Below are 16,339 nucleotides of genomic sequence, written 5' to 3' on the forward strand. Positions count from 1 at the left end.
GTCGACCACGTCGGCCTGGTGAAGAAGGACAACGGCGACGGCACGATCACCACGATCGAGGGCAACACCGGCAACGGCAAGGTCGAGGAGCGCATCCGGCCCGTGTCCCAGGTGACCGGCTACGGCTACCCCGAGTACAAGGCCGCCTGAGCACGTTCTCCGCACCCGTCATTCCTCCGGCGATCCGGTCAGGTCTTCCCTGACCGGATCGCCGTCGTCCGCGGCCCCGGTCAGGACCGCGTTTTGACCGGCCGATGGCCTGCCCGGCGACGACTCCGGGGGAGATCCAGGGGGTGGAAGCGCGTGCGACATGACGACGGTCCCCTACCAGCAGGACCCGGCCAAGACCAGACGGTCGCCGCTCAGCGGGCGGCGGCTGCAACTCCGCCACGGTGAGGGCGACAAGCGGCACCTGACCAGCCTGCAAGGACTGTCGGCGCTGTCGCTGGACGCCCTCAGCTCGGTCGCCTACGGGCCGGAGGCCGCGGCGCTCGTCCTGGCCGGGGCCGGGGCCGCCGCCGTGGCGCTGACCCTGCCGATCACGATCGCCATCGCGGTCCTGCTGCTGATCCTCGTGTTCTCCTACAGGCAGGTCATCGCCGCCCACCCCGACGGCGGCGGGTCGTACGGGGTCGCGAAGGCGGAGCTGGGCCGCCGGGCGGGCCTGCTGGCCGCCGCGGCCCTGGTGGTGGACTACGTGCTGACCATCGCGGTCAGCCTCGCCGCCGCGGCCGCGAACCTGGCCTCGGCGTTCCCCGTCCTGCGACCGTACCTGGTGGAGACCTGCCTGGCCGGGGTGCTGCTGCTGACGGTCATCAACCTGTTCGGGGTGTCCGACAGCGCGCGGTTCCTCATGCTGCCCATGAGCCTGTTCGTGGTGTCCGTCCTCGGCGTCGTGGCGGTCGGCCTGGCGCGGTCCGGGCCCGCCGCCACCGTGGGGACGACGGAGCAGATCGTCGCCACCGAGGCGCTGACCGTGATGCTCATCCTGCGGGCCTTCTCCTCCGGATGCTCCTCGCTGACCGGGATCGAGGCCATCGCCAACGGCGTGCCCATGTTCCGCAAGCCCCGCGTCAAGCGCGCCCAGCACACCGAACTGATGCTCGGCGTGCTGCTCGCCACCATGCTCATCGGCCTGGCCGTGCTCATCCGCAGGGACCACGTGGTGCCCCGCGAGGGCGTGACCATCCTGGCCCAGCTCGTGGCCGGCTCGTACGGGACCGGCTGGGCGTTCTACGGCACCAACATCGTGGTCGCGCTCGGCCTGGGACTGGCCGCCAACACCAGCTTCGGCGGTCTGCCGGTCCTGCTGAGTCTGCTGGCCAAGGACAGGCGGCTGCCCTCGCTGTTCGCGCTGCGCACCGAACGGCCCGTCTACCGGTACGGCGTCGCGGTGGCGGGGCTGCTGGCCGCCCTCCTGCTGATCGCGGTGGACGGCGACCCCCAGCGGCTCATCCCCATGTTCGCCATCGGCGTCTTCATCGGTTTCACCATGAGCCAGGGCGGCATGGTCAAGCACTGGCACCGGCTGCGCCCGCCCCGCTGGCGCCGCGACATGCTGCTCAACGGGACCGGGGCGGTGCTCACCTGCGTGGCGGCCCTCGTGCTGCTGGTGTCGAAGTTCACCGAGGGCGCCTGGGCGGTCGCCATCGTCATCCCCTTGCTCATCCTCCTGTTCGCCCGGATCGAGCGTTACTACGGAGAGGTGGCGGCCGAGCTGGAGATCGGCGCCGTGCCGGCCAGGCCCGCGCGGCCACCCGCCGCCGACCGTCCCGGCAAGAAGATCATCATTCCCGTCGGCGGGATCGACGCCGCGACCCAGCGGAGCGTGAGCGCCGCCATGGCCCTCGGCGGGGAGATCGTGCTCGTGTCGGTCTGCTTCACCGAGGAGTCGCGGCGCGCGCTGCACGAAGCCTGGGACCGGTGGGATCCCGGAGTCCCGCTGGAGGTCATCGTCAACCCAGCCCGCACGGTGATCCACCCGCTGCTGGACTACATCCGCCAGGTGGACGAGTCGGGGAGCTGGACCGTCGTCCTCATCCCCATCCTGGAACCCCGGCACTTCCGCTACCGGTTCCTGCACAACCAGCGCGGCCTCCTGCTGGCCGCCGCCCTGCGGGAGCGGTCGGACGTGGTCGTCTGCCTCCTCCCGTTCCACCTCCGCCCGTGAACGGGTTACCGGCCGGTTCACAGGGCACGGGAAGCGCATGGTCGTCACCACCGAATCCCGCCGCTGGGTCGCGCTGCCGGTCTTCCTGGTGGCCGTGGCCCTGGTCGCCGTCATCGGGTCGCTGGCCGCGTCCGGCGCCGGGGCCGAGTATCTGGCACTGGAGCGTCCCGCCTGGGCGCCGCCGCAGTGGCTGTTCGGGCCCGTCTGGACGGTGCTGTACATCATGATCGCCATGGCGGGCTGGCTCACCTGGACGGCGCGCGGCTGGTCGCGGGCGCTGACCGCGTACGCGGTGCAGCTCGTGCTCAACGCCGCGTGGACCCCGTTGTTCTTCGCCGCGGGCTGGTACGGCGTGGCCTTCGCCGAGCTGTGCCTGTTGTGGATCGCCATCGTGGCGACCATCGTGCTCATGTGGCCGGTCAAGCGGCCGGCGGCGCTGCTGATGGCGCCCTATCTGGTCTGGGTGACCTACGCCGGCGCGCTGAACCTGGCCATCTGGCAGCTCAACTGATCCCGGTCCTCGGGCCGTCAGACGAAGGCGCCGTGGCCGGTGATCGCCCGGCCGACGATCAGGCTGTTGATCTCGCGCGTCCCCTCGTACGAGTAGATGGCCTCGGAGTCGGCCACGAACCGGCCCATGCCGTAGTCGAGCACGATCCCGTTGCCCGCCATGATCTCCCGGCCCCAGCCGACCGCCTCCCGCATCCGGGCCGTGCAGTACGCCTTGGCCATGGCCGAGTGCTCGTCGCGGTAGACGCCCGCGTCCTGCAACTGCGCCAGCCGCACCACCATGCCGAGCGAGCTGGTGACGTTGCCCAGCATCCGCACCAGCAGGTCCTGGACGAGCTGGAACGCCGCGATCGGGCGGCCGAACTGCTCGCGCTCCCCGGCGTACTCCAGGGCCCGCTCGTAGGCGCCCATCATGCAGCCCACCGCCTGCCAGGCCACCCCGCCCCTGGTCTGCCGCAGGATCGTGGACGTGTCGCGGAAGCCGCGGGCCCCGGCCAGCCGGTTGGTCTCGGGGACGCGGCAACCGGTCAGCGTGATGTCCGCGTTCTGGACCGTACGGAGGGCGATCTTGTTCTCGATCCTGGTGGCTTCGAAGCCGGGCGTGCCCTTCTCCACCACGAAGCCCTTCACCTGGCCGTCGGCCTCGTCCTTCGCCCAGACCACGGTCAGGTCGGCGAAGGTGGCGTTGCCGATCCAGCGCTTGGCGCCGTCGAGCACCCACGTGTCGCCCTCGCGCCTGGCCGTGGTGCGCAGCCCGGCGGCCACGTCGGAGCCGCCCTCCGGCTCGGTCAGCGCGAACGCGCCGATCTGCTCCATCGCGGCCATCCGCGGCAGCCACCGCTCGCGCTGCTCCTCCGAGCCGAGCCCGGCGATGCTGCCCATGGCCAGGCCGCTGTGCACGCCGAAGAACGTCGCGATGGACGGATCCACCCGGTTCATCTCCAGCACGATGAAACCGGTCAGCAGGCTGCTGGCGCCCCGGTGCTGGAGCCCCGCCACGTCCAGCTTGGCCATCTCCGGCACCACGTGGTGCGGAAAGCTCGCCTTGGTCCAGGCCTCGTCCGCGATGGGCGCGATCTTCTCGGTCATGAAGTCGCGCACCCGCTGGACGATCTGCTTCTCCTCCTTGTCCAGCAGGTCGGCGTAGTCGTAGAAGTCGCCGTTCCGCACGCCGTCCCCTCTCACGCGCCCAGGTCCCTGGCCAGGGTGTCCAGACGGGCGGCGAGCGAGTCCAGGTCGTGGTCATCGGTCACGTGCCGCACCTCACGGCGGCGGGCGAGCACCAGGCCGCCCTGCCGGTCGGCCTGCTCCTCCGGCATGACGACGCATTCTCCTCGTACGAGAACGAGAGCGGCGTCCTGGTCTTGCGTGTCGACGAGCTTGCGTACGGCGGCGCGGTCGATGAGTCGCATACGCCGCCGACTGCCCCGCCAGTCCCTTTCGAAACGGTCTCGGTAGATAGTCCAGCTCCATGAAGAAAGAGCGCTTGGTGCTGTACCGTCTGGAAGGTCCGGCATGATCCTTCCAACGGAAAGTCACGATGAGCGACAGCGATGCCGCCGAGTCGGCCTGGTCCAGGGTCGACACCACCGTCCCGCACTCCGCGCGGGTCTGGGACTTCCTGTTGGGCGGGAAGGACCACTTCCCCGTCGACCGCGAGGCCGGGGAGACCCTGCTGAGGCTGTTCCCCGACTTCGCCATGGTCGCCAGGCTGCAGCGGGAGTTCCTGGTCCGCGCGATCCGCTACCTGGCGGGCGAGGCCGGGATCCGGCAGTTCCTCGACATCGGCACCGGCCTGCCCACCGCCGGCAACACGCACGAGATCGCGCAGGGCATCGCCCGCGAGTCGCGGGTCGTGTACGTGGACAACGACCCGATCGTGCTGGCGCACGCCCGCGCGCTGCTCACCAGCGCGCCCGAGGGCGCCACCGACTATCTCGACGCGGACGTCCGCGACCCCGAGGCGATCCTGGCCGGGGCCGCCGCGACGCTCGACTTCAGCCGGCCCGTCGCGGTCATGATGCTGAGCATCGCCGGGCAGGTGACCGACGACGAAGACCCGCGCGGCATCGTCGACCGCCTGCTTGAGCCGCTCGCCCCCGGCAGCTACCTGGCCCTGAGCGACGGCACCAACACCAACCCCGCCCTCGTGGAAGCGGTCACCGGCTACAACAAGAACGCCCGCAACTCCTACCAGCTGCGCTCCCCCGACGAGATCGCGCGCTTCTTCACCGGCCTCGAACTGGTGGAGCCCGGCGTGGTGCCGACACCGGAATGGCGCCCCGCGCCGGACCGCTGGGACGAGCCGCCCACCGTGGTGAGCGCCGTCTGCGGAGTCGCCCGCAAGCCCTGACGTCACCGGACGACCCCGTCGAGCTGGAGATCGCCTTCACCATGGGGAAGGCGTAGGGCCAACTTCTGGCGATTACTTCCACAAGTGTGGGACGCGCCGCCGACGGTTCCGCTCTCCGGCTTCCTACTGTCCTGCTGACCGGTCAGTCGGGAGGCAGGAGACGCCATGTCGGGCAGCGACGTCCGCGGACTCCTGCAGCCCTTCCTGCTCCTGCTCATCTGCGAGCGGCCGGGGCACGGATATGACCTGATCGAGCGGCTGGCGCGGCTGGGGGCGGCCGACGCGGAGCCCGGCCAGGTCTACCGCGTGCTGCGCTCGCTCGAACGCGCGGGTCATCTGGCCTCCGCCTGGGTCGCCTCCGAGGCGGGGCCGGCGCGCAGGCGGTACGAGCTGACCACCGGCGGCATGGCCGAGCTGGAGGCGTGGATGGGCCGGTTGGCCGACGTCCGCCGGTTGCTGGAGACCTGCCTGAGCAGGTGGACGCGGATCGCGCCGGAACCCGGCGGCTACGCGGTCCCGCGCGAGCAGGTGGCGGGACCGGAGAAGGAGGAGTGCCATGGGTGAGGACCCGGCGACGACCGCCGTGGCCGCCGCGTTCGAGCGGCGGACGGGACCGGCGGCCGCCATGGGGGAGGACGCGGACCGGATCGTCCGCGCCTGCCAGGAGATGGCGGAGCGGTTCCGGATGGGCGGCAAGCTGCTGGTCTTCGGCAACGGCGGTTCGGTGGCCGACGCCCAGCACGTCGCCGTCGAGTTCGCGCACCCGGTCATCGTGGGCAAGCCCGCGTTGCCGGCGATCTCGCTGACCACCGACATGGCCGTGGCCACGGGGATCGCGCTGACCGAGGGCCTGGACGGGATCTTCGCGGCGCAGCTGCGGCTGCTGGCGTCGCCGCGCGACATCGCGCTCGGCCTCTCCACCGACGCGGGGTCCGCGAACGTGCGCAGCGGTTTGGCGGCGGCGCGCGAGCTGGGGCTGCTGACCGTGGCGCTCACCGGGGGCGAGGCGGGCGCCGAGGCGGACCACGTGCTGGCCGTCCGCTCCGCCGACCCGCTGATCGTCAAGGAGGTGCACGTGACGATGTACCACGTGCTCTGGGAGCTGGTGCACGTCTTCTACGAGCTGGAGGCGGCCCGATGACGGAGCCGTGCCCCGACGGGGTCTGCGTGACCTGCTCCGACGTCGCCGTACCGGTGCGCGTCCTGCGGCTGCTGGAGGACGGGCTGGCCGTGGTGGAGACGGAGTCCGGGCCGGAGGAGGTCAGCGTGGCGCTGGTGGACGCGCGGCCCGGCGACATCGTGCTGGTGCACGCCAAGGAAGCCATCGCGGTCCGCCCGTACGGAGGAGAGACCCATGAGCACGGTCAGTGAGCCCGGCGGCATCGAGGCCCTCTACCCGTTCCTCGCCCCGGGACCGGTCGACCGGGAAGCGGTCCTCGCCGATCTGCGCGAGTCCACCCGGAGGAAGGCCGCGGAGATCGTCGAGCTGCGGCGGTCGCTGGTGGCCCTGCACGCGGAGCGTCTCGTGGCGTGCGCGCGGGAGATGGCGGCGGCGTTCGACGCGGGGGCGCGGCTGTTCGCCTTCGGCAACGGGGGCAGCAGCACGGACGCCCAGGCCGTCGTGCAACTGTTCGCCCACCCGCCGAGCCCGGCGCGGGCGGTCGCGGCGGTGCCGCTCGCCCAGGACGTCGCGCTGCTCACGGCGCTGTCGAACGACGTCGGGTACGAGCTGGTGTTCGCCCGGCAGCTGGCCGCGCTCGGACGGCCCGGTGACGTGGCCATGGGGCTGTCGACCAGCGGCGGCTCGGCCAACGTGCTCAACGCCATGGGGGAGGCGTCCCGGCGCGGCCTGCTCACTGTCGGGCTGGTCGGCTACGACGGCGGGCCGATGGCGCAGGACGGTCGCGTCGCGCACCTGTTCGTGGTCCCGTCGGTGTCGGTGCACCGCATCCAGGAGGCCCAGATCACGCTCTGCCACGTGCTGTGGGAGCTGGCCCAGCGGGCGCTGACCGGCGAGTTGTGATTCCGTGCCGGGTACGGGGGCGCGCCGGATCCGGGTGCGGGTCGAGGGGCTGGTGCAGGGGGTGGGGTTCCGGCCGTTCGTGTGCGGGCTGGCCGGGGCGCACGGGTTGTCGGGGTTCGTGGGGAACGACCCCGGAGGGGTGTTCATCGAGGCCGAGGGCGAACCGCCGATGCTGGACGCCTTCACGGCCGGGCTGACCGGCCAGGCGCCGCCCCTCGCCCTGGTCGAACGCGTCTCCGTCGAACCCGCCGAGCCCCGGGGGGAGACCGGCTTCCACATCGTCCCCAGCCGCCGGGCCGGCGTGACGATCGGGCTTCGTGATCTGGCGGGTGGTGAGTTCGCGCTGGTCTCGGCGGATGTGGGGACGTGTGACGCCTGTCTGGGGGAGGTGCGCGATCCGGCCGACCGCCGTCATGGTTACGCGTTCGCGAACTGCACGGACTGCGGGCCGCGGTTCACCATCGTCAGCGGCGTGCCGTACGACCGGTGTGCCACGACGATGGCCGACTTCGCGATGTGCGCCGCGTGCGCACGGGAGTATCGGGATCCGCTCGACCGGCGCTTCCACGCGCAGCCGGTCTGCTGCCCGGCGTGCGGGCCGGCGCTGCGGGCGCTCGGCGCGGACGGGGCGCCGGTTCCTGGGGATCCGGTCGAGGTGGCGGCGCGGTGGCTGGAAGAGGGGCGGGTCGTGGCGGTCAAGGGGCTCGGCGGCTACCACCTCGCCGTCCTGGCCGCGCACGGGCCGGCCGTGGCCGTGCTCCGGGCCCGCAAGCGGCGTGAGAGCAGGCCGTTCGCCGTGATGGCGCGGGACGCGGCGGCGGCCGGGGAGCTGGTGCTTCTGGAGCCCGCCGCTGAGCGGCTGCTCACCGGCGTGCGCAGGCCGATCGTGCTGGCTCCGCGACGGCCCGGCGCGCCGGTGGCCGACGGCGTGGCGCCCGGGGGCCGCGACCTCGGGGTGATGCTGCCGTACACGCCGCTGCACCACCTGCTCGCCGACCGGCTGGCCGCGTCGTACGTGCTGACCAGCGGCAACCTGTCGGACGAGCCCATCGCGCACCGCGACGAGGACGCGCTGCGGCGGCTGCGCGGCGTGGCCGACGGGTTCCTCGTGCACGACCGGCGGATCCAGGTGCCCGCCGACGACTCGCTGGTACGGGTCTTCCGAGGGCGGGAGCTGGTCGTACGGCGGTCCAGGGGGTACGCGCCGGCGCCCGTCGGCGTGCCCTGGCCCTTCCCCCGGCCGGTGCTGGCGTGCGGCGCCCAGCTGAAGAGCACCTTCTGCGTGGCCAGGGGCACCCGGGCCTTCCTGTCGCAGCACATCGGCGACCTGGAGAACTACGAGACCCTGCGCTCCTTCACCGAAGGCGTCGAGCATTTCTGCCGGCTCTTCGGGGTGCGCCCGGCGGTGGTGGCGCACGACCTGCACCCGGAGTACCTGTCGACCTCGTACGCGCTGGACCGGGAGGGCGTGGACCTGGTGGGGGTGCAGCACCATCACGCGCACATCGCCTCCTGCCTCGCCGAGCACGGCCACGCCGGTCCCGTCATCGGGGTGGCGTTCGACGGGCTCGGGCTGGGCGACGACGGCACGCTGTGGGGTGGTGAGCTGCTCGTCGCCGACCTGGTCTCCTACCGGCGGGCGGGGCACCTGGAGCCGGTGCCGATGCCGGGCGGCGCGGCGGCGGTCCGGCAGCCGTGGCGGATGGCGGCGGCCTGGCTCGACCGGGTCTGCGGTGACGCGTCGCCCGCCCTGCCGGTGGTCGCCAGGCATCGCGAGCAGTGGCCGGTGATCGTCGCGATGGCGCGGGCCGGGACGAACGCGCCGCCCACGTCCAGCGCGGGACGGCTCTTCGACGCGGTCGCGGCCCTCGCGGGCGTGCGCGACACGATCAGCTACGAGGGCCAGGCGGCGGCCGAACTGGAAGCCCGGGTGGACCCGGCCGAGCGAGGCGCGTACCCGGCGGGGCTGGTCGAGGGGGAGCGGGTGGTGATCGCTGGGGGGGACCTGGTCAGGGGGGTGGTCGAGGACGTCATGGACGGGGTGGACGTGGGACGGGTGGCGGCGCGGTTCCATCGGGGGCTGGCCGTGGCGGTCGTCCGGGCGGTGTGCGCGGTGGGTGAACGGGCGGGGCTGCGGACGGTGGCGCTGTCCGGCGGGGTCTTCCAGAACACCGTCCTGCTGGAGGCGGTGGTGTCCGGGCTGGAGCGGGAGCGGTTCGAGGTGCTGGTGCACTCACGCGTGCCGCCGGGCGACGGCGGGATCGCGCTGGGCCAGGCGGTCGTCGCCGCCGCGCACGACCGCCTGAGCCGGTAGGGGGCCGATCCTGGGTCGTTGGAGTGCTGACCGATTCTGTCCTAATATCCGGAGGTACGGCGGTGCTCTCCCGCCGAACCTCCAGAGCGGGTCCCCACGCGGCCCGCCGATCGCGGAGGCAAAGGGGACGCCACGAGCCTCGGGAGCCGCGCTCCGAACGGTCGACGCTCCATCACGGCCGCCACGGGCCGCGGGCGTGGGCCGGGTCCTGGCGACGGCCGTGGGAAGAGCCGGACATGACCAGCAAGAAGCAGCTCAAGGCCCGCATCCGGGCCCGCATGGCCAAGACGGGGGAGAGCTACACCACCGCCCGCGCCCATGTCGCGGGCAGCGCCGAGACCGCCTCCGACGGCGGCTGGCGCTTCGCCGGCGGGCGGCACCCGTCCAGCGCGGCGATCACCTCCGTCCTGGTCAACCAGGGCGTGGCCGTCAGCGAGCCGCTCGTGTTCCTGGCGGGTGGCGGGATCGGCGCCGGCTACATCCTGTGGGAGTTCAAGCACGACCAGTCCCGCCACGTGGTCCTCGCCTTCCGCAACCAGTGGCAGTACCACGACCGCTGGATGGCCAAGACGCTCACCCGGCTGGGCGTCCCGTACGAGGAGCACCGCACGTCCGGCCTCCGCGCCGCGAGCGTCCGGCTGACCGCCGAGCTGGACGCGGGACGGCCGTGCGTGGTCCTGCCCGACCGCTACCACACGGGCTACTGGCAGGTGCCCGCCTTCCTGGAGGGGCACGGCGGGCATCCGGTGGTCGCCTACCGGTACGACGCGGACGGGGTCTACCTGGACGATCGCGGGCAGGCGCCGATCCGCGTCCCGCGTGAGCGGTTCGACGCGGCGCGGGCGCGGGTGGGGTCGTACAAGAACGTCATGCACGTGCTGGGCGAGGCGAAGCTGACCGAGGCGGCGCTGGCCGAGGCCGCCCAGGAAGGGCTGCGCGACTGTGTCACGCACCTGTCGGCCACCTCGGACTCCTTCTCGCTGCCCGCCTGGCGCAAATGGGCCAGGCTGCTGGTCGACACCCGCAACGCCAAGGCGTGGCCGAAGGTGTTCGCCGACCGGCGCGCCCTGGCCGACGCCCTGCTGTCGATCTGGGAGGGGGCCGAGCCCTCGCCCAGCGCCTCTGACGGCGCGAGCGCGGTGACCCGCCCGTACGGACAATTGTCCTGTCCGTACGGGACGTGCGGTGTCGTGAAGGTCAGCAGATGCGCGGGAGCGGGTCGCCGACCAGCAGGTCCACGATCCTGGTGCCGCCGGAGGCGGTCTTGAGCAGCACCATCCCCGGCGGTCCCGCCTCGACCGTGCCCACCACGGCGGCGCCCTCGCTCACCGGATGCCGCCGCAGCGCCCGGACCGCGGCCGCCGCGTGGTCCCCGTCGACCACGGCCACGAACCTGCCCTCGCAGGCCACGTACAGCGGGTCCAGGCCGAGCAGCTCGCAGGCCCCGCTCACGACCGGCCGCACCGGGATCGCCCGCTCGTCGGCCGTCACCGCCAGCCCCGCGCCGACGGCGATCTCGTTCAGGATCGTCGCGACCCCGCCCCTGGTGGCGTCGCGCATCATCCGCACCGGGACCGCGTCGAGAAGGGCGGCGACGGCCTCGTGCACGGGCGCGGTGTCGGAGGTCAGGTCCGCCTCGATGTCCAGCTCGCCACGGGCGATCATGACGGTGACGCCGTGCTCGCCTACCGGGCCGGACACGATCACCGCGTCCCCGGGCCGCACCTGGGACTCGCCCAGCGTGACCGGCCGTTCCAGCGCGCCGATCCCGGACGTGGTCACGTAGCAGCCGTCGGCCTTGCCGCGCTGGACCACCTTGGTGTCGCCGGTCACCACCCGCACGCCGGCCCGCTCGGCGGCGGCCGCCATCGAGGCGGTGATCCGGCGCAGGTCGGCGACGGGGAACCCCTCCTCCAGGACGAACCCCGCCGACAGGTACATCGGCCGCGCCCCGCAGACCGCCAGGTCGTTGACCGTCCCGTTCACGGCCAGGTCGCCGATGTCGCCGCCCGGGAAGAACAGCGGCGAGACCACGTACGCGTCGGTCGTGAAGACCAGCCGGCCGGTGCCGAGGTCGAGCGTGGCGCCGTCGTCGAGCCGCTGGAGCGCGGGGTTGGCGAAGGCGTCGACGAAGACGGCCTGGATCAGCGTGCGGGACGCCTTGCCGCCCGCGCCGTGCGCCATGGTCACCCGCTCCTCGGTGACCTTCGGCTTGCGGCGGCGGGCGCGTTCGATGCGTTCCAGCACCTGTTCCTCGCGGGACAGCGGCTCCTGCCCGACCGCGGCCTCCGCCAGCGCCCGCTCAGCCCATTCCGCAGTGTTCATGGCCTCACTTCGTGAGGCTGCTCGGTCGCTCAAACCCGTCGCCTTCCCTCGTCGCTCTGGTCGCTGCGCTCCCGCCGCTCCTCAGTCCAGGCGACGGCGCGACCTCGCGGCGCCGGGTGAAGCGGCCGAAGTTGTAGTAGGCCGCGCAGGCGCCCTCCGAGGAGACCATGCAGGTGCCGATGGGCGTCTCGGGCGTGCAGGCGGTGCCGAAGACCTTGCACTCCCACGGCTTCAGCACGCCTTTCAGCACCTCGCCGCACTGGCACGCCTTCGGGTCGGCCACCCGGACCCCCGGCACCGGGAAGCGCCGCTCGGCGTCGTAGGCCGCGTACGACTCCCCCATCCGCAGCGCCGAGTTGGCGATGAACCCCAGCCCGCGCCACTCGAAGTGCGGCCGGAGCTCCATCACCCGCGAGATCGCGGACAGCGCCCTGGGGTTGCCGTCCCACGGCACCACCCGGGTGTACTGGTTCTCCACCTCGGCCCGGCCCTCGGCGAGCTGCCGCAGCAGCATGTGGACCGACTGCAGGACGTCCAGCGGCTCGAACCCGGCGCACACCAGCGGCTTGCCGTAGTCGCCGGCGATGAAGGAGTAGGGCCGGCAGCCGATGACGGTGGAGACGTGACCGGGCCCGATGAAGCCGTCGAGCCGCATGTCGGGCGAGTCCAGGATCGCCTTGATCGCCGGGAGGATCGTCACGTGGTTGCAGAAGACCGCGAAGTTCCCGATGCCCTCGGCCTCGGCCCGCAGCACGGTCATCGCCGTCGACGGCGCGGTGGTCTCGAACCCGATGGCCATGAAGACGACCGTGCGGTCGGGGTTCTGCCGGGCGATCTTGAGCGCGTCCAGCGGCGAGTACACCATGCGGATGTCCGCCCCCGCGGCCTTGGCGTCGAGGAACGACCCGCGGCCCCCGGGCACCCGCATCATGTCGCCGAAGGACGTCATGATGACGCCCGGCTCGTGGGCGATGGCGATGGCGTCGTCGATGCGGCCCATCGGGATGACGCAGACCGGGCAGCCGGGGCCGTGCACCAGCGAGACCGTCTCCGGCAGGTGGTCCTCCAGCCCGTGCTTGTAGATCGTGTGCGTGTGGCCGCCGCACACCTCCATGAACGTGTAGTGCCGGCCGGGCTCGCACAGGTCCCGGATCCGTGCCGCGAGCTGCCGGGCCTGGCCCGCGTCGCGGTACTCATCGACGAACCGCAATGCCCTGCCTTTCAGGTGATGTCCGATTCGGCGAGCGCTTCGAGCTCGTCGGTGTACGCCTGTCCCAGACCGCGCAGGAGCGCGAGCGTGGCAGCCGCCTCCTGCTCGTCGATCTTGGACATGGCGAAGCCGACGTGCACGAGCACCCAGTCGCCTGGACGGATCCCGTCCTGGCTGACCAGTCCGACGTTGATGGCCCGCCGGACGCCCGCGACCTCGACCTTGGCGAGTTCGGGCTGTCCGGGGATGAGTTCGACGATCTCGCCGGGGATGCCCAGGCACATCGGCCGCCCCGCTCCTTTCCGTTCACATTCTCGTCATCTTGATGTAGCGCTTCATGGCGGGCAGTTCCCGCCAGAACATGGCGATGACCGCGGCCCCGGTGAACAGGGCCAGCAGTTTGCCTGAAAGCCGCATGTCGGCTTACACCTCCTCTCGATCTAGCTCGGTGACAGGTTCGGCATGATCGGCATGATCGGGTTCTCCTTGCCGGGCCGCACTCCCGTGGAGCGGCGCGCGTCCGCCGTGTCGTCCTCGTTGTGGCCCACCTGGTGCTTGTGCGAGCCCTTCTGGTTGCCCTGCCGTACGCCCTTGATGTGCGACGGCGTGTCGGGCGCCACGTCGGGCTTGCCCACGCGGATCTGTGCCATGTCGTCCTCCTTCTCATCTGCCGAGTTCGGCGAAGAAAGCTGCGATCCGATCCCAGAGCCGCTGCCCGCCGGACATGCCCGTCCATTCCTGGCGGACCAGGGCGACGAGCCGGTGACAGTCGTCGATGGGTACGAGCCAGCGCTCGTCCATGCCGCGCACGATCGCGACCAGGAAGGCCTCCACCGACGTCCGCATCGACTCCAGCTCCCCGTACCGGCCGACGAGCCGTTCCCACGCGGCGGTGTCCACCTCCCAGCGGGTGGCGCCCACCGGGCTCGGATAGTTGGCCAGGACCGTGCCGTCGGCCCGGCGTACGAAGAACGCCAGGCCCACCGGCACGCCCAGCTCGGACGGCGGCGGGCCGGTGAGGCGGATCCGCCGGTTCGGCACCAGCCGGAAGCGCCCGAGGCCGCCCTCGCCGCCCTCGCCCCGCTCGAACAGCAGCGCGCAGGCGCGGCAGGCGCACAGCACCTGCTCCTTCCGCTCCTCCAGCAGGTGGGCGTGCTCGCCCTGCAGGGGCTCGCCGCACAGCTCGCACGGCTCGGCGGCCCGCCGCCGCCGGGCGACCGGCCGGTTGACGACCCGGCCGAGCGCGCCGCCGGTCACGCTGTGCGTCACGGGGCCGCCCTCGACGTGGCGGGCCGCCGCGCCAGCGTGTCGAGCGGGATGAACGCCGCGCCGGGATCGCTCGCGGCCGGCTTGCCCGTGGGCACCCCGTGCAGCGCGAACAGGTGCGCCAGCAGGACGTCCCCCGCCGCCGCCGGGCCGAACCCGGGGTACGCGGCGGCGCGGTCCATGACGCGGGCCAGCGCCTCCCCGTACACCTCGGCGAGTGTGGCGACCGCGTCGAGCGCCAGCTCCGCCGTCGGCCCCGAGGTGGTCTCCAGCTCGTTCAGTATCTCTTCCAGCAGCTCCAGGCGCCCGGCGACGGCGCGCTCGTCCAGCCGCGGCCGGTCAGTCATGGCCGCCCCCGAACATGGGCGAGTGCATCTTTCGCAGCGTGCGGCCCTTGCCGAGATACATGTGCACGCCGCAGGGCAGGCACGGGTCGAAGCTGCGGACCGCGCGCATGATGTCGACACCCTTGAAGTTCTCGGGCCCGTTCTCCTCGAAGATGGGCATGTCCTGCACGGCGTCCTCGTACGGTCCCGGCGTGCCGAAGCGGTCGCGCGGGCTGCCGTTCCACGGGGTGGGCGGGTACGGGTGATAGTTGGCGATCTTGCCCTTCTCGATGACGAGATGGTGCGACAGCACGCCGCGCACGGCCTCGTGGAAGCCGACGCCGATCGCCTGCTCCGGCACGTCGAAGTCCTGGAACACCTTGGTGTCGCCGCCGCGCACGCGGTCCAGCGCCCGCTCGATGAAGTACACCGCCATAGCGGCCGCGTAGGCCACGAAGTACACCCGGGCCCGGTTGCGCTCAAGGGCGTTGGACCACTGCGGGATCCGCCACTCCAGCGTCGTCTCCGGCAGCGAGTTGCCCTTCGGCAGGTGGATCTGCACGCTTGAGCCGGTCGACTTCACGTACGGGGTGTCCACCAGGCCGGCCAGCGCGGTGGTGTAGAGGCGTGCGAACGCGCCGCCGCCGGTGTCCAGCGGCAGGTGCTCGCCGGTGCGCGGGTCCAGCCAGCGCGGGCTCATCACCCAGCTGTAGTTGCCCTCGAAGTCCCGCTTCTGCGGGGCGGGCAGCGTGGTCTGGTTCCACGGGTGACGCATGTCCACCGGGTTGCCGAGCGGGTCGTGGGTGACGAACGGCTTCTCGTTCACCCAGTCGTCGTAGTAGGAGCTGCCGAGCAGGATGCGGATGCCGAGGTTGATGTCGACCAGGTTGGTGGTGATCAGCTCACCGTCGACGACGATGCCGGGGGTGACGTACATCGCCTTGCCCCACTCGTTCATCGTCTCGTAGCGGTAGTCCACGACCTCGGGGTCTTGGAACGCGCCCCAGCAACCCAGCAGCACCCGGCGACGGCCGACCTCCTCGTAGCCGGGCAGCGCCTCGTAGAAGAAGTCGAAAACGTCGTCGTTGAGCGCGACGGCCTTCTTGACGAAGTCGATGACGCTCATCAGCCGCGACAGGTAGTCGGTGAAGACCGTCGGCGACGGCATCGTGCCGACGCCGCCGGGATACACCGTCGACGGGTGCACGTGCCTGCCCTCCATCAGGCAGAACATCTCCCGGGTGACGCGGCTGACGACCAGCGCCTCCTTGTAGATGTCGCCCTCGAACGGGTTGAACGCCCGCATGATGTCGGCGATCGTGCGCTTGCCGTGGATGGCGGCGTTCGGCGCGTCGGTGGTCTCGGCCCGGCTCAGCACGCTCGGGTTGGTGCCTTTGACCATCGCCTCGCAGAAGTCGACGAACACCAGGTTGTCCTGGAAGAGCGTGTGGTCGAACATGTACTCGGCGGCCTCGCCGAGATTCATGATCCACTCGGCGAGTTTCGGGGTCTTGATCCCGTACGCCATGTTCTGCGCGTAGACCGAGCACGTCGTGTGGTTGTCGCCGCAGATGCCGCAGATGCGGCTGGTGATGAAGCCGGCGTCGCGCGGATCCTTGCCCTTCATGAACACGGAGTAGCCGCGGAACAGCGAGGACGTGCTGTGGCACTCCACCACGCGCTGGTTCTCAAAGTCGATCTTGGTGTAGATGCCGAGGTTGCCGATGATGCGGGTGATCGGGTCCCACGACATCTCGACGAGCTGGCCCGGCTTGGGCGTGACTCTTTCCTGCTGTTCGATGGCCATCCGCCGTACTCCCTCTCTCTTTTCGCGTGTCGGCG

19 protein-coding genes are annotated in these 16,339 nt (G+C 71.8%); 9 read left to right on the forward strand and 10 right to left on the reverse strand.

The window, feature by feature from the left end; translation table 11 throughout:
• Positions 1-310 precede the first annotated feature (310 nt).
• Positions 311-2,170 carry an APC family permease gene (locus tag KME79_RS41505; protein WP_219551569.1) on the forward strand — a complete coding sequence of 620 codons (1,860 nt, stop codon included), beginning with the start codon at positions 311-313 and terminating at the stop codon, positions 2,168-2,170.
• Between the two features lie 37 nt (positions 2,171-2,207).
• Positions 2,208-2,681 carry a TspO/MBR family protein gene (locus tag KME79_RS41510; protein WP_219551571.1) on the forward strand — a complete coding sequence of 158 codons (474 nt, stop codon included), beginning with the start codon at positions 2,208-2,210 and terminating at the stop codon, positions 2,679-2,681.
• Between the two features lie 17 nt (positions 2,682-2,698).
• On the opposite strand, the gene KME79_RS41515 is transcribed toward KME79_RS41510, so the two are convergent.
• Together KME79_RS41515 and KME79_RS41520 are read right to left on the reverse strand one after the other, a co-directional pair.
• Positions 2,699-3,865, reverse strand: coding sequence for an acyl-CoA dehydrogenase family protein (locus KME79_RS41515; protein WP_308249239.1), 1,167 nt, complete (start codon positions 3,863-3,865; stop codon positions 2,699-2,701).
• Complete coding sequence (locus tag KME79_RS41520) at positions 3,862-4,092, reverse strand: hypothetical protein (RefSeq protein ID WP_148035818.1); 231 nt, start codon at positions 4,090-4,092, stop codon at positions 3,862-3,864. Before KME79_RS41520 ends, KME79_RS41515 begins: the two co-directional genes overlap by 4 nt.
• A gap of 128 nt (positions 4,093-4,220) precedes the next feature.
• Here KME79_RS41520 and KME79_RS41525 point away from each other — a divergent pair, with 128 nt between their 5' ends.
• From KME79_RS41525 to KME79_RS41555, 7 genes are all read left to right on the forward strand, one after another.
• Positions 4,221-5,033, forward strand: a complete 813-nt coding sequence (locus tag KME79_RS41525) for an SAM-dependent methyltransferase (RefSeq protein ID WP_148035817.1) — start codon at positions 4,221-4,223, stop codon at positions 5,031-5,033.
• Between the two features lie 165 nt (positions 5,034-5,198).
• A complete protein-coding gene (locus KME79_RS41530; RefSeq protein ID WP_246641292.1) occupies positions 5,199-5,597 on the forward strand; it encodes a PadR family transcriptional regulator in 399 nt (132 codons plus the stop codon).
• Positions 5,590-6,174 (forward strand): D-sedoheptulose-7-phosphate isomerase, encoded by a 585-nt coding sequence (locus KME79_RS41535; RefSeq protein ID WP_219551573.1) that lies wholly within the window; start codon positions 5,590-5,592, stop codon positions 6,172-6,174. Before KME79_RS41530 ends, KME79_RS41535 begins: the two co-directional genes overlap by 8 nt.
• Positions 6,171-6,404: a HypC/HybG/HupF family hydrogenase formation chaperone gene (locus tag KME79_RS41540; RefSeq protein WP_219551575.1), complete on the forward strand. Its 234-nt coding sequence runs from the start codon at positions 6,171-6,173 to the stop codon at positions 6,402-6,404. The genes KME79_RS41535 and KME79_RS41540 overlap by 4 nt, the downstream gene beginning before the upstream one ends.
• Positions 6,388-7,056 carry a D-sedoheptulose-7-phosphate isomerase gene (locus KME79_RS41545; protein ID WP_219551577.1) on the forward strand — a complete coding sequence of 223 codons (669 nt, stop codon included), beginning with the start codon at positions 6,388-6,390 and terminating at the stop codon, positions 7,054-7,056. The genes KME79_RS41540 and KME79_RS41545 overlap by 17 nt, the downstream gene beginning before the upstream one ends.
• Positions 7,057-7,060: 4 nt before the next feature.
• Positions 7,061-9,370 (forward strand): carbamoyltransferase HypF, encoded by a 2,310-nt coding sequence (gene hypF / locus KME79_RS41550; protein ID WP_219551579.1) that lies wholly within the window; start codon positions 7,061-7,063, stop codon positions 9,368-9,370.
• A 236-nt stretch (positions 9,371-9,606) separates the two neighbouring features.
• Positions 9,607-10,638, forward strand: coding sequence for a BtrH N-terminal domain-containing protein (locus KME79_RS41555; protein WP_219551581.1), 1,032 nt, complete (start codon positions 9,607-9,609; stop codon positions 10,636-10,638).
• Here the strand turns inward: KME79_RS41555 and hypE are convergent.
• The 8 genes from hypE to KME79_RS41590 are packed head-to-tail and all read right to left on the reverse strand — an operon-like array spanning position 10,568 to position 16,304.
• Complete coding sequence (hypE, locus tag KME79_RS41560) at positions 10,568-11,695, reverse strand: hydrogenase expression/formation protein HypE (protein WP_219551583.1); 1,128 nt, start codon at positions 11,693-11,695, stop codon at positions 10,568-10,570. The genes KME79_RS41555 and hypE overlap by 71 nt on opposite strands.
• A 4-nt stretch (positions 11,696-11,699) precedes the next feature.
• The gene (hypD, locus tag KME79_RS41565) at positions 11,700-12,905 is read right to left on the reverse strand and encodes a hydrogenase formation protein HypD (protein WP_219551585.1); all 1,206 of its coding nucleotides are present in this window, start codon (positions 12,903-12,905) and stop codon (positions 11,700-11,702) included.
• Positions 12,906-12,916: 11 nt separating this feature from the next.
• Positions 12,917-13,189 (reverse strand): HypC/HybG/HupF family hydrogenase formation chaperone, encoded by a 273-nt coding sequence (locus KME79_RS41570; protein ID WP_148035810.1) that lies wholly within the window; start codon positions 13,187-13,189, stop codon positions 12,917-12,919.
• 22 nt (positions 13,190-13,211) lie between these two features.
• The gene (locus KME79_RS47600; protein WP_372452534.1) at positions 13,212-13,322 is read right to left on the reverse strand and encodes a DUF6893 family small protein; all 111 of its coding nucleotides are present in this window, start codon (positions 13,320-13,322) and stop codon (positions 13,212-13,214) included.
• Positions 13,323-13,345: 23 nt separating this feature from the next.
• Complete coding sequence (locus KME79_RS41575; RefSeq protein ID WP_246641293.1) at positions 13,346-13,555, reverse strand: hypothetical protein; 210 nt, start codon at positions 13,553-13,555, stop codon at positions 13,346-13,348.
• 13 nt (positions 13,556-13,568) lie between these two features.
• The gene (locus tag KME79_RS41580; RefSeq protein ID WP_261808976.1) at positions 13,569-14,174 is read right to left on the reverse strand and encodes a DUF5947 family protein; all 606 of its coding nucleotides are present in this window, start codon (positions 14,172-14,174) and stop codon (positions 13,569-13,571) included.
• The gene (locus KME79_RS41585) at positions 14,171-14,518 is read right to left on the reverse strand and encodes a NifU-related iron-sulfur-binding protein (protein ID WP_219551587.1); all 348 of its coding nucleotides are present in this window, start codon (positions 14,516-14,518) and stop codon (positions 14,171-14,173) included. Before KME79_RS41585 ends, KME79_RS41580 begins: the two co-directional genes overlap by 4 nt.
• Complete coding sequence (locus KME79_RS41590; RefSeq protein WP_219551589.1) at positions 14,511-16,304, reverse strand: nickel-dependent hydrogenase large subunit; 1,794 nt, start codon at positions 16,302-16,304, stop codon at positions 14,511-14,513. Before KME79_RS41590 ends, KME79_RS41585 begins: the two co-directional genes overlap by 8 nt.
• Positions 16,305-16,339: the final 35 nt, after the last annotated feature.

It is taken from the genome of Nonomuraea harbinensis (assembly GCF_019396385.1).
GTDB lineage: Bacteria > Actinomycetota > Actinomycetes > Streptosporangiales > Streptosporangiaceae > Nonomuraea > Nonomuraea ferruginea.

Bases quoted from the DNA above. Each gene is read 5' to 3' on its own strand.
- KME79_RS41505 (WP_219551569.1), top strand. From the start codon at position 311: ATGACGACGGTCCCCTACCAGCAGGACCCGGCCAAGACCAGACGGTCG.
- KME79_RS41510 (WP_219551571.1), top strand. From the start codon at position 2,208: ATGGTCGTCACCACCGAATCCCGCCGCTGGGTCGCGCTGCCGGTCTTC.
- KME79_RS41520 (WP_148035818.1), bottom strand. From the start codon at position 4,092: ATGCGACTCATCGACCGCGCCGCCGTACGCAAGCTCGTCGACACGCAA.
- KME79_RS41525 (WP_148035817.1), top strand. From the start codon at position 4,221: ATGAGCGACAGCGATGCCGCCGAGTCGGCCTGGTCCAGGGTCGACACC.
- KME79_RS41530 (WP_246641292.1), top strand. From the start codon at position 5,199: ATGTCGGGCAGCGACGTCCGCGGACTCCTGCAGCCCTTCCTGCTCCTG.
- KME79_RS41535 (WP_219551573.1), top strand. From the start codon at position 5,590: ATGGGTGAGGACCCGGCGACGACCGCCGTGGCCGCCGCGTTCGAGCGG.
- KME79_RS41540 (WP_219551575.1), top strand. From the start codon at position 6,171: ATGACGGAGCCGTGCCCCGACGGGGTCTGCGTGACCTGCTCCGACGTC.
- KME79_RS41545 (WP_219551577.1), top strand. From the start codon at position 6,388: ATGAGCACGGTCAGTGAGCCCGGCGGCATCGAGGCCCTCTACCCGTTC.
- KME79_RS41555 (WP_219551581.1), top strand. From the start codon at position 9,607: ATGACCAGCAAGAAGCAGCTCAAGGCCCGCATCCGGGCCCGCATGGCC.
- hypE (WP_219551583.1), bottom strand. From the start codon at position 11,695: ATGAACACTGCGGAATGGGCTGAGCGGGCGCTGGCGGAGGCCGCGGTC.
- KME79_RS41570 (WP_148035810.1), bottom strand. From the start codon at position 13,189: ATGTGCCTGGGCATCCCCGGCGAGATCGTCGAACTCATCCCCGGACAG.
- KME79_RS47600 (WP_372452534.1), bottom strand. From the start codon at position 13,322: ATGCGGCTTTCAGGCAAACTGCTGGCCCTGTTCACCGGGGCCGCGGTC.
- KME79_RS41575 (WP_246641293.1), bottom strand. From the start codon at position 13,555: ATGGCACAGATCCGCGTGGGCAAGCCCGACGTGGCGCCCGACACGCCG.
- KME79_RS41585 (WP_219551587.1), bottom strand. From the start codon at position 14,518: ATGACTGACCGGCCGCGGCTGGACGAGCGCGCCGTCGCCGGGCGCCTG.
- KME79_RS41590 (WP_219551589.1), bottom strand. From the start codon at position 16,304: ATGGCCATCGAACAGCAGGAAAGAGTCACGCCCAAGCCGGGCCAGCTC.